The sequence below is a fragment of the Nodularia chucula CCY0103 genome, assembly GCF_963923915.1.
GTDB lineage: Bacteria > Cyanobacteriota > Cyanobacteriia > Cyanobacteriales > Nostocaceae > Nodularia > Nodularia chucula.
The window spans coordinates 1-10878 of sequence record NZ_CAWUOL010000126.1 but is presented as its reverse complement, the minus strand read 5'-3'; the positions used below and the strand labels follow the sequence as shown (position 1 = coordinate 10878).

Sequence of the window (10878 nt, the reverse complement as noted above, 5' to 3'; positions counted from 1 at the left end):
GAATTCCTTGTCACTCTCTCCTGGTAGGCATTTATGATTCGCGGATGAGTCTATTAAATAACCGCTTCAAAAATGGATTTGTGGCTGGAATATATGTGCTGGCGGTGCGACGGGTAAAGGCTTCACCCCCCGGATTTTGAGCATGACCAACTCTAGCTGCAAATAGACCATAGGAAATGGTTTGTGCATACATATCAGCAAAGTCAGCATCATTCAAATTGGGTAACAACACCTCACTAAAACCTTGTTTTAATTGATGCAATTCTCCCTCAATATTCTCTAGGCTAAGAGCCGTTGCTATTGCTAACCGGATGGACTTTGTTAACCTCGCCATCTGTCGCGCTAAGTCTTCAGGACTCTTAATGATCTCGCCTGTGTAGTTAAGAAACTGCTCCAGTAAAACTGCAATTTTTTCGGGATTTTTTAGTGCTAGTGTATTGCTTTTTCGCGCTGCTAATACCTCATTGAGTCTACGCTTCCCATTGATATACCAGCGAAACTCTAGATAATTAGTTAAAACGAAATTAGGAAACGATTCTAGATATCGCTGCAATTGCTCTGTTTTTTCAATCTGATTTAAATCTAGCCCAACGTCTTTAGCTTCCACATAACCCACCAGCAAATCTCGCCGCTTGACGGTAAAATCTGGAATCCCTGCTTTGTTGCCTTTTTCTTCAATTACAGCGTCAATTCCTTGAGCAGGATCGTCTAGCAAATTTTTTAATGCTGGATAATGGCTGCGCTCACTGCCTTTTTGCAGGTTCTTTTGAATTGATTTGAGATAAGCATCAAACGAGAGAGATACCATTGTGTACTAAGCTCCGGCGGGATAGGTGAAGTTTTGCAAATGCTATTGTTAAATAAAACTGTAACTGAATGGCACAGACTACAGCAAATTGTGGCACTTTTGCTATGAGAGTTTTTTATGATTGTTCAAAATCAGACCATTCAATTCCTAATTGTTTTATAGCTGCTCGTAATGTACCTATTTTCAGATCGCGGCTACTCCAGTCAGGAATTACAGTTGATTGCTGAGTAATGGGATTAAACCACTTTCTGTGTGAACCTCCACCACTTCTGGGAATTTGTTCACATCCCAGCCTAGATAATTTCTTAGCAACTTCTCTATAGTTCATTTAACGGATATAATTGTTTCTATCAAAGCTGGTGAATTTTGGTCTACAGATTGTAGGTTGTGAGGAAGTTCTTTACCTAAATCTTGATACATTTCTATAACAGTTTCCAAGGCATCTTGGACATTAGCTAAAATTTCATCCATAGAATCCCCTTCAGTGATCAATTCTGGCAAAAGTGGAGAAGTTACAGTGAACCCTCCTTCTGGTTGAGGTGTCAGCAGCAGTGGAATTTTGTAGAACATATTGTGATGCTATGGTGTGGTTAATTATATTTTAATGACAAAAATAACTACATAATGAAATTTACTTACAATGTTATAAAATAGATAAAAGCTCAACCCTAACTTGTTACTCATGAGTCTCCATCCCCTCTTAAAATGTGACATTTCTGAACTCAGCATTGCAGAGCGTATCCAACTAGCTGAAGATTTATGGGATAGCATTGTGCAACAGCAAGAGGAAATGCCCTTGAGTCAAGCACAACAGCAGGAACTGGATAGACGGTTAGAAAATTACAAACAAAACCCTACAAATGGTTCTAGTTGGGAAGATGTGAAAAAACGGTTAGGATTTTCCCAATGAACCATAACCTAATTATTAAGCCAGAAGCAGAATTTGATATTCAAGATGCTTTTGAGTGGTACGAATCCCAAAGTCCAGGTTTAGGTTCTGAATTTGTTCGTGCGGTTGATGTTTGTCTATCTGGAATCGGAAGACAACCCCTTGCTTACCAAGTTATTCATCAACAAGTAAGAAAAGTATTAATCCGCAAATTCCCTTATTTTATTCTCTATATTTTTGACGAAGAGACTGTTTTTGTACTGGGCTGCTTCCACGCAAAACGCGACCCAAAACAGTGGTTAGATAGAATTAAATAGAATTTCACTTTATTTTTCAAGCAAATTATTGATTACACCCAATCAAAAGTTTTAGTAACAGCCTTCTTCCAAAGCCGATAACAACCTTCCCTCTCCACAGTATCCATATTCGGTTTCCAAGTCTGATCTAAAAGCCAATTATCAGATAATTCCTCCAGACTACTCCAAAAACCAGTCGCCAACCCAGCAGCATAAGCCGCGCCTAAAGCTGTAGTTTCTGCTACTTGGGGACGAATCACTGGCACACCTAAAACATCACTTTGAAATTGCATCAATAGATTGTTATAAACCATACCGCCATCTACCTTCAAAGCCGTTAAATTTACCTGCGCGTCCTCTCGCATCGCATCTAAAACTTCACGAGTCTGCCATGCTGTTGCTTCTAAAACAGCGCGGGCGATATGACCTTTATTTGTGTAGCGAGTCATCCCCACGATCGCACCTCTGGCATCATTACGCCAATAGGGAGCAAATAACCCAGAAAAAGCAGGGACAAAATAAACACCACCGTTATCAGTAACTGTACTGGCTAATGCTTCTACCTCTGCACTGGTTTGAATTAATCCCAAGTTGTCACGCAACCATTGCACTAAAGCACCAGTAATAGCAATACTACCTTCCAAAGCATAAACTGTAGGAGCATCCCCCAACTTGTAAGCTACTGTTGTCAATAAACCATGTTGAGAAAACACTTTTTGCTGGCCTGTATTTAGCAGCATAAAGCAACCAGTGCCATAAGTATTTTTGGCTTCACCTACCTGAAAACAAGTTTGTCCCATTAATGCGGCTTGTTGATCACCTAAGTCAGCAGCAATGGGAACTCCTGCTAAAATACCTGTAGCCTTGCCATACATAGCTGATGAAGGGCGAATTTCTGGTAACATCTGCCTGGGAATACCCATAATTTGCAAAATTTCCGGTTCCCAATCTAGAGAGTTCAAATTCATCAACAAGGTACGACTAGCATTAGTCACATCGGTGATATGCAAACCACCTGTTAAATGCCAAATTAAAAAAGTGTCAATTGTGCCAAAAAGAGCTTGACCATTTTCAGCAGCAGCTTTTAATCCTGGTATATTTTCCAGTAACCATTTAATTCTCGGTGCGCTAAAGTAAGTAGAAATTGGTAAACCTGTAATCGCGCGAAAACAATTTATACCAAAATCTGCTGCTAGTTGATTGCAGATGTTATCCGTTCGGGTATCTTGCCAAACAATCGCATTGTAATAAGGTTTGCCTGTGTTTTTATCCCAGACTACAATTGTTTCACGCTGATTAGTAATGCCAACGGCTGTAATCTCAGCAGCAGTAATATTACTCCGCTCTAAAGCATCTTTAATCACAGTTTGAGTACATGACCAAATTTCCTGGGGATCGTGTTCCACCCAACCAGGCTGAGGATAAATCTGTTGATGTTCCTTTTGTGCATAGCCCACAACTTTACCCTGCTTGTCAAAGATCATAAAGCGGGTGCTAGTTGTTCCTTGGTCAATAGCAGCAATATATTTAGTCATAGGATCACAGGCGCAAAGAGTAACCAAACTAAAGTAACACTCTGCGTAACTCTGCGTTGCCTTAGCGTCCCTCTGCATTGAAAAATTTACCCAACTCCAGGTAGACCATAAACTATACCTTTCGGATTGTGATTTAAAAATAACTAATCCTTATATTTAGGTCATTAGGTAGCGATGCCTAATTTTGTAAGTGAGGTAACAAATTATGGCAACACAAATGATCCCACCTGAGTTGATTGTGGAATTATCGACAGAAGAACAACAACTCCTTTCCGGAGGAAGGAAGGGAGGAAGGGGTTGTCCTCGGCGTGTTTTTGTCCCCCGTTGTGGTCCCTACTTTGGTGGTGGAGGCGGCCGTGGCGGTGGGGGTAAAGGTCGTGGCGGCTTTGACGGCGAATTTGAGGATGATTTTTAATTTTTGGTTAGGGTGAATTGCGATCGCATTCTGCCAACTTTCCTAACAACCGACAGATCAAATGATTAGGATATAGATCCCTGATTCTTCTATTGGGGATCTACTCATGGCGTTTTTTAAGTTGATACCAATTTAATAGAAAAATGTTAACTATTTTTTATCCAGATTAACAGAAAAACAGATGAATAATAGTTAATATTAAATCTCCATCCTGTCAACTTATGGATATTCCCCAACGCGTATCAATTCGCTACAAAGATACGACTTATAACACCAATGAGATCCGGTTAAAAGTCTTCCGTCTTGGATTCCAAATATGGGATGAACAAACTAAAGCTAGACAAACAGAACTGTATGATTTTATCTTGTCTTCCTTAAAACAGGTAGACCGCCAAGATCGTTATATGTTTTCTCTGCTATTTATAGAGTTAGCAGAACTGATCCGCAACTCTCACTTGGACAGAAACATGAAAGAGGTTTTAATTAAAACAGCTTTTCGTGAGTTTGCTTACGCCTTAGCCGATTTTCAAGATGGTGTAAAATAACCAGTTGATTCAGTCCTAACATAGTTAATAATAATTTTTTGTTCGTAGTGTGCTATGGGATATTTTAGCTTTGACTACGAACTTTTATTATTGATAACTAATCCAGTCACTCCAACTGCCAGCATACAGTTTTCCTGTGTGAATTTTGGCTAATTCTAAGGAAAGTAAATTTACACAAGCTGTAACACCAGAACCACAATAAACAATTATTTCTTCTGCTGTTTGCAGTTGCTGCCATCTTTGACTATGCTCTGAGGTGGAAAGAAGACAACCGGAAGAGTCGGTAATTTCTTGCCAAGGATAGTTAATTGCACCGGGAATATGACCGGCTATTTTGTCTATTGGTTCTCGTTCTCCTCTGTAGCGATCGCCTTCTCTGGAATCTACCAAGGCTACTTGTGGTAAATCTTTGCGAATTTTCACAGTCTGAAAATCTACGACCATTTCTGTGTTTACTTGGGGAATGAAATTACCTATTTTGACCGGGGTAATTACATCTGTGACGGCATAACCAGCTTTTTGCCAGGCTGTAAATCCTCCATCTAATACAACTACTTGCTGATGTCCTAAATACCTTAGTAACCACCACAACCGAGACGCAAAAGCCAAGCGAGAATCATCATAAGCTACTACTAAACTTTGCTGAGAATCCACACCCATTGCAGATAACTTTTCCGCTAGCTGATTGACATCAGGTAAAGGATGTCTACCGCCATGTTTACCTACAGGACTGGAAAGATCCTGATTTAAATCGAGATAATGGGCGTTGGGAATATGACTGGTTTGGTATTGTTGTTTTCCTAGTTGTGGATCAGCTAGAGAAAAGCGACAATCAATAATAACGACCTGGGGATCGTGCAGATGTTCAAAAAGCCAAGTTGGGGAAACAACAATTTGGGTGTTATTCATTCAAGGTGCTATGGGAGAGTTGGAAAAATTTACACCGCAAGTCACAGCAGATGGTTCTTTCACCTTTGTCTCAGAGGAGTTTGGTGAAATGTTTCATAGCCATTTTGGAGCGAAACAAGAGAGTTTTTCTAAGTTTGTAGTTCCGACTCAGTTAGCAAAATTTGCTGAAAAACCAGTTTTACGGCTATTGGATATTTGTTATGGTCTAGGATACAACACAGCTGCCGCTTTGCAGACAATTTGGGCGGTGAATCCCCGTTGTCAGGTGGAATTAATTGGTTTAGAACTGAATCCAGATGTACCAAAAGCGGCGATCGCACATCATCTATTCGATAACTGGAACTATGAGTACACGGAAATTTTATCCCAACTGGCCTGTGATCAGCAGGTAAAAACAGATCGTCTCCAAGCACAATTACTCATTGGTGATGCTAGAAACTTGATAACGCAGGTATATGAATCTAGCTTTCAAGCTGATGGAATTTTTTTAGATCCCTTTTCCCCGCCCCAATGTCCTCAGTTATGGACTGTAGAATTTCTGCAAAAGGTGGCGCAGTGTTTACAGCCTGATGGCTTGCTGGCTACTTATTCTTGTGCTGCTGCTGTCCGGGCGGGGCTGTTAGCTGCTGGCTTCAACATAGGTTCTACTCCACCGGTGGGGAGGCGATCGCCGGGTACAGTTGCGGCCATATCCCCCACAAATTATCTTCCCCCCCTGTCTGCCAAAGAACAAGAACATTTACAAACTCGTGCTGCTATTCCCTACCGCGATCCTCAACTCATAGATTCTGCTGATGTTATACTCATGCGGCGACAAATAGAACATCAAGCCTCTTCACGGGAAACTACCTCCCGTTGGCGAAAACGCTGGTTGTCAATATATCAGAAAAGATCCTCTTAGCATTCAAGATGGGGACTGGGTAGTGCTTTTACGACTATAGCCATCCTATTTGATTTATGAATAAAAGTCCGTACACATTATTTCTCTTTCCCTGTTCCCTGTTCCCTGTTCCCTGTTCCCTACCTCTACGAGTAATTTCCGCAATCAAACCGGATTCCTATATCTTTGATTACTTTGCCCAGAGTAGTCATAATTTATGCTAATTAAAATTACTAAATGTAAATTTTGTATTTCAGATAACAAATATTATTGTATTTTCTTATGTATGGGATTTACTAGCAAAGTAAGTTCAAAAGTTATGGGTTTATTTTGGCAATCATCTTGAACAAAATTAATTTTCAATTTAATTTGACATACTCATTTTAATTTCCAAATTAGGCAGGTTATCCATTAAAATTGTCTGAAGTAGACCTTTTATTGAAAAAGTTATAAGTAGCACCTTGTGGGATGAAAAGTGATATTAGTTGCGATTATGATACTTCAATCACCGTAACTTCAGAAGCTACAGTTTCTACAAAAGCTAAAGAAGTTGATTTAGAAGTGCCAATAATTTTAGTTGTGGACGACCATACCACTAGTCGGATTACTGCTGTTGCTCTCTTATCAATGGAAGGATACGAAGTCATTGAGGCAGAAAATGGCCCGACTGCTTTAATCATGGTGAAGGAAAAACCACCAGATTTAATTTTACTGGATGTGATGATGCCCCTGATGGATGGGTTTGAAGTCTGTCGGCGACTCAAAGAGGATGAACAAACAAGGCTAATACCTGTTATTTTTGTGACAGCACTCAATGATAGGCGATCGCGGATCAAAGGAATTGAAGTCGGGGCGGATGATTTTCTCAGCAAACCTTTTGACAATTTAGAATTAACAGCCCGCGTCAAATCCCTAGTGCATCAGAAGCGTTTAAATGAAGATTTAGACCATGCAGAAAAAGTGCTGTTTTCTATTGCTAGAGCTATTGAAAGTCGTGACCCCAATACAGGTGATCATTGCGAACGGTTAGTTAAAATCGGAGAGGCTTTTGGTGAATACCTCAATCTTTCACGCCACCGAATCAGAGATTTAATGTGGGGTGGTTATCTTCATGATATCGGTAAGGTGGGTATCCCGGACTCAGTGCTACTAAAAGAAGGCAAACTCACCCCTGAAGATTGGGCAATTATGAAGCAGCACGTTTTGATTGGGGAAAAAATCTGCTCACCATTGCGGAGTATGCAAGGAGTAATTCCCATTATTCGCCATCACCATGAACGATGGGATGGATCAGGCTATCCGGATGGCTTAAAAGGTAATGATATTCCCTACATAGCCCAAATATTTCAAATAATTGATATTTACGATGCTCTCAGTAGCGAACGACCTTATAAAAAAGCCTTGACGCTAGAAGCAGCAATATCTGTAATCCAACAAGAAACTGATTTAGGTTGGCGCAATCCCCAACTTGTCCAAGACTTTATTCAATTTATAACAACTGCCAAGAAGGTTAAGGCATAAACTGATTATACTTTTACCCCATTCCCCATAAGAAGCAAGGGAGCAGGGAGCAGGGGGAGTTAGAAATTACTGGACACGGACGGCAGCTTAACAACCTTTCCTATTCTCCCTTGCACCCTGCCTCCTGCCCCTCTGCCTCTTCCCACTCCCCACTCACAATAAAGTTTTCCTATTGGTGCGATTAACTGATATGATTTGAGCCTAAATGTATCAAAAGATCAAGCCCTCACAGGTAATTTATTGATAGCTGATAGCTAAATTATGGCAGTTGTAGCAATTTTAGCGGCGGGACGCGGCACCAGGATGAAATCAGACTTACCTAAAGTTTTACATTCTTTGGGTGGGCGATCGCTAGTTGAGAGAGTTCTTGACAGTGTAGAAATCCTTTCACCTTCACGGCGGATGCTGATTGTCGGATATCAAGCAGAAGCTGTAAAAACATCCATACAATCCCCTAATCTGGAGTTCGTCGAACAAACTCAACAACTGGGAACAGGTCACGCAATCCAGCAATTACTACCCCACCTAGAGGGTTATACCGGAGATTTGCTCGTGTTAAATGGTGATGTGCCATTATTACGCAGCGAAACCCTACAAAAACTATTACAAACTCACCAAGCAAATCACAACGCCGCCACCATCCTCACTTCATACGTCCCTGAACCCCAAGGGTACGGGCGGGTTTTTTGTAACAGTGAAAATGTGGTACAGCAAATTGTGGAAGAAAAAGATTGTACTGCGGCGCAAAAAAGCAATCGGCGGGTTAATGCCGGTATTTACTGCTTTTGTTGGCAACAACTAGCCCAAGTTCTGCCCCATTTACAAGCAAATAATGCCCAGAAAGAATATTATCTTACTGATGCTGTTACCCAAGTGGGTAAAGTTACGGCTGTGGATGTGGAAGATTACCAAGAAATTTTGGGTATTAATGATCGTCTGCAACTAGCAACGGCTTACGAAATTTTACAGAAACGGGTTAAGGAAAAATGGATGATGGCTGGTGTCACCCTCATCGATCCTCATAGCATTACCATTGATGACACTGTAGAATTACAGCCTGATGTGATTATTCAACCCCAAACTCACCTGCGGGGAAATACCACCATTCAAACGGGGAGTTGTATTGGCCCTGGGAGTTTAATTGAAAATAGCCAATTGGGTGAAAATGTCACGGTGCAGTATTCTGTAGTTACAGATAGCATTGTTCAGAGAGATAGCCGCATTGGTCCCTATGCTCATTTACGTGGTCATGCAGTAGTCGGTGCTAATTGCCGTGTGGGTAACTTTGTGGAATTGAAAAATAGTCAATTAGGCGATCGCACCAACGCCGCTCATCTATCCTATTTGGGTGACACAACTACAGGCAACAAAGTTAACATTGGAGCAGGTACAATTACTGCCAACTATGACGGCGTGAAAAAACATCCTACCCATATAGGCGATCGCACTAAAACAGGTTCCAACAGTGTTTTAGTCGCACCAGTCACCTTGGGAAATGATGTTTATGTCGCCGCAGGTTCCACGATTACAGAAAATGTCCCCGATAACTCCCTAGTAATTGCCCGTAGTCGTCAAGTAGTCAAACAAGATTGGCAGCAGAAAACAGGCGACAAGTGCTAAGTGCTGAAGAATATAGAATCCTCAGCGCACCTCAGCGTTAACCTTAGCGTTAATCTGCGTTTAAACAGCCCACTAACTCACCATTATGCCATTCCAAAGTATCACCAATGGCTGTACCATCATGGTAAGCAGCAAGTAACACTTGGCTAGTTTTACCCCATGATATCGCCCCAGAAGCATCTAGAGCGATCGCACCTAAATCACGCTCATGTTTACTAGCTTCCGTAAAAGAGCGTTGCATAGCATCCTGAAGAGACATTCCATCAGTTACCCGGACAACAACTTTCGCCGCTAAACATTCATCAATGATATCTTCCCCAATACCAGTACAACTCACCGCCGCATAACGAGTAGCATAGTTACCTGCGGGCATAGCAGAATCACTGACTCTACCAATACGTTCAAAACCTTTTCCCCCTGTGGAAGTGCCAGCAGCCAATCTACCAGAGGTATCTAAAACAATCACACCAATCGTACCGCGCCCAGCATTACTTGTTTCCACTAATTCCGGTTCCGCTACCACACCCGCCATTGTGCTTTTAAAATCATCTTGGCGTTCTTGCATCCATTCTTGTAATCTTAAATCAGTTAAAGGATTGAATAAGGGAACTTGTAACTCCCGTGCCAGTTCAGCCGCACCAAAATCAGACAGTACCCGATCTGGAGCATTTTGCAAAAAGTGTACCAACTGAATGGGATTTTTCACCCGTGAAATATTAATTACACCACTAAAACGCCCTGATGAGCCATCCATTAAAGAAGCACTCATCCGCACTTGGCCATCAGACTGTAGCACTGAACCAGTACCAGCATTAAACCGGGGATCATCTTCTAACATTTGGCAACCCAGCAACACCGCCTCAGATGCAGGTGCGCCGGACTGTAGAAGAGAATAAACAGCATCCACTACCGTATAAAGTGACCGCCGTACCGCTTCTAATCCTCCCTTCCCGTGGAGAGAACTACCAGCTCCTCCATGAATAATTACTTTAGGTTGCACCTGTAAATTCATTATCGATAATCCTTGCGCTATTTGCGTCTCAGTTGCAGTTAATTACCCCAATTCCCCATCCTAGTTCCCAGTCACTTACTGTCACAACGGCGACGGCGACAGCGTTCTGAGCAGTATTTCACCTCGTCCCAGCAATCTTGCCATTTCTTCCGCCAAGTGAAGGGACGTTGACACACGGGACAAATTTTATTAGGTAGGTCTGATTTAGAACGAACTCGTCCCATAATAAATGCCGTGGGGATTTGAATTTTATGTTTAACAGGGATGGAAAATCATTATAACTAGTTTGCGGCAAAGGCAAACAAGCAGGGTGCAGGGTGCAGGGTGCAGGGTGCAGGGGGAAAAATTCCTAGTCTCCAATACCTAATACCCAATCACCAAATTACGAATTACGTAGGGTTTGCTGAATAAAGCCAAAAGCCAGAGAAATAAAGAGATTCAGGGTCAG

14 protein-coding genes are annotated in these 10878 nt (G+C 41.6%); 7 read left to right on the top strand and 7 right to left on the bottom strand.

Annotated elements, in window-relative coordinates; genetic code table 11:
* Window positions 1-31: 31 nt before the first annotated feature.
* The 3 genes from ACM0OP_RS22390 to ACM0OP_RS22380 form a co-directional block, all read right to left on the bottom strand.
* The gene (locus ACM0OP_RS22390) at window positions 32-808 is read right to left on the bottom strand and encodes a hypothetical protein (protein WP_414530620.1); all 777 of its coding nucleotides are present in this window, start codon (window positions 806-808) and stop codon (window positions 32-34) included.
* A 115-nt stretch (window positions 809-923) separates the two neighbouring features.
* Entirely contained in the window at window positions 924-1136 is a 213-nt protein-coding gene (locus ACM0OP_RS22385; RefSeq protein WP_414530619.1) for a type II toxin-antitoxin system HicA family toxin, read from the bottom strand.
* Window positions 1133-1378: a type II toxin-antitoxin system HicB family antitoxin gene (locus ACM0OP_RS22380; protein WP_414530618.1), complete on the bottom strand. Its 246-nt coding sequence runs from the start codon at window positions 1376-1378 to the stop codon at window positions 1133-1135. The genes ACM0OP_RS22385 and ACM0OP_RS22380 overlap by 4 nt, the downstream gene beginning before the upstream one ends.
* A gap of 112 nt (window positions 1379-1490) precedes the next feature.
* Here ACM0OP_RS22380 and ACM0OP_RS22375 point away from each other — a divergent pair, with 112 nt between their 5' ends.
* Both ACM0OP_RS22375 and ACM0OP_RS22370 read left to right on the top strand, forming a co-directional pair.
* Window positions 1491-1718 carry an addiction module protein gene (locus ACM0OP_RS22375; RefSeq protein ID WP_414530617.1) on the top strand — a complete coding sequence of 76 codons (228 nt, stop codon included), beginning with the start codon at window positions 1491-1493 and terminating at the stop codon, window positions 1716-1718.
* On the top strand, window positions 1715-2014 hold the full coding sequence (locus tag ACM0OP_RS22370) for a type II toxin-antitoxin system RelE/ParE family toxin (RefSeq protein ID WP_414530616.1): 300 nt from the start codon (window positions 1715-1717) through the stop codon (window positions 2012-2014). Before ACM0OP_RS22375 ends, ACM0OP_RS22370 begins: the two co-directional genes overlap by 4 nt.
* 32 nt (window positions 2015-2046) lie before the next feature.
* Here ACM0OP_RS22370 and glpK read toward each other — a convergent pair whose 3' ends face one another.
* Complete coding sequence (glpK, locus tag ACM0OP_RS22365) at window positions 2047-3528, bottom strand: glycerol kinase GlpK (RefSeq protein ID WP_414530615.1); 1482 nt, start codon at window positions 3526-3528, stop codon at window positions 2047-2049.
* Between the two features lie 205 nt (window positions 3529-3733).
* On the opposite strand from glpK, the gene ACM0OP_RS22360 reads away from it, so the two are divergent.
* Window positions 3734-3943, top strand: a complete 210-nt coding sequence (locus ACM0OP_RS22360; RefSeq protein WP_414530614.1) for a hypothetical protein — start codon at window positions 3734-3736, stop codon at window positions 3941-3943.
* Between the two features lie 221 nt (window positions 3944-4164).
* The gene (locus tag ACM0OP_RS22355; protein ID WP_414530613.1) at window positions 4165-4488 is read left to right on the top strand and encodes a hypothetical protein; all 324 of its coding nucleotides are present in this window, start codon (window positions 4165-4167) and stop codon (window positions 4486-4488) included.
* Window positions 4489-4575: 87 nt separating this feature from the next.
* Here ACM0OP_RS22355 and ACM0OP_RS22350 read toward each other — a convergent pair whose 3' ends face one another.
* A complete protein-coding gene (locus ACM0OP_RS22350) occupies window positions 4576-5397 on the bottom strand; it encodes a sulfurtransferase (RefSeq protein WP_414530612.1) in 822 nt (273 codons plus the stop codon).
* Window positions 5398-5407: 10 nt separating this feature from the next.
* On the opposite strand from ACM0OP_RS22350, the gene ACM0OP_RS22345 reads away from it, so the two are divergent.
* From ACM0OP_RS22345 to glmU, 3 genes are all read left to right on the top strand, one after another.
* Window positions 5408-6298 (top strand): tRNA (5-methylaminomethyl-2-thiouridine)(34)-methyltransferase MnmD, encoded by an 891-nt coding sequence (locus ACM0OP_RS22345; protein ID WP_414530621.1) that lies wholly within the window; start codon window positions 5408-5410, stop codon window positions 6296-6298.
* 447 nt (window positions 6299-6745) lie between these two features.
* A complete protein-coding gene (locus tag ACM0OP_RS22340) occupies window positions 6746-7798 on the top strand; it encodes an HD domain-containing phosphohydrolase (protein ID WP_414530611.1) in 1053 nt (350 codons plus the stop codon).
* A 261-nt stretch (window positions 7799-8059) separates the two neighbouring features.
* Complete coding sequence (glmU, locus tag ACM0OP_RS22335) at window positions 8060-9418, top strand: bifunctional UDP-N-acetylglucosamine diphosphorylase/glucosamine-1-phosphate N-acetyltransferase GlmU (RefSeq protein ID WP_414530610.1); 1359 nt, start codon at window positions 8060-8062, stop codon at window positions 9416-9418.
* A 49-nt stretch (window positions 9419-9467) separates the two neighbouring features.
* Here glmU and ACM0OP_RS22330 read toward each other — a convergent pair whose 3' ends face one another.
* Both ACM0OP_RS22330 and ACM0OP_RS22325 read right to left on the bottom strand, forming a co-directional pair.
* A complete protein-coding gene (locus ACM0OP_RS22330) occupies window positions 9468-10430 on the bottom strand; it encodes an isoaspartyl peptidase/L-asparaginase (RefSeq protein ID WP_414530609.1) in 963 nt (320 codons plus the stop codon).
* Window positions 10431-10501: 71 nt separating this feature from the next.
* On the bottom strand, window positions 10502-10654 hold the full coding sequence (locus tag ACM0OP_RS22325) for a DUF2256 domain-containing protein (protein ID WP_414530608.1): 153 nt from the start codon (window positions 10652-10654) through the stop codon (window positions 10502-10504).
* Between the last annotated feature and the right edge of the window lie 224 nt (window positions 10655-10878).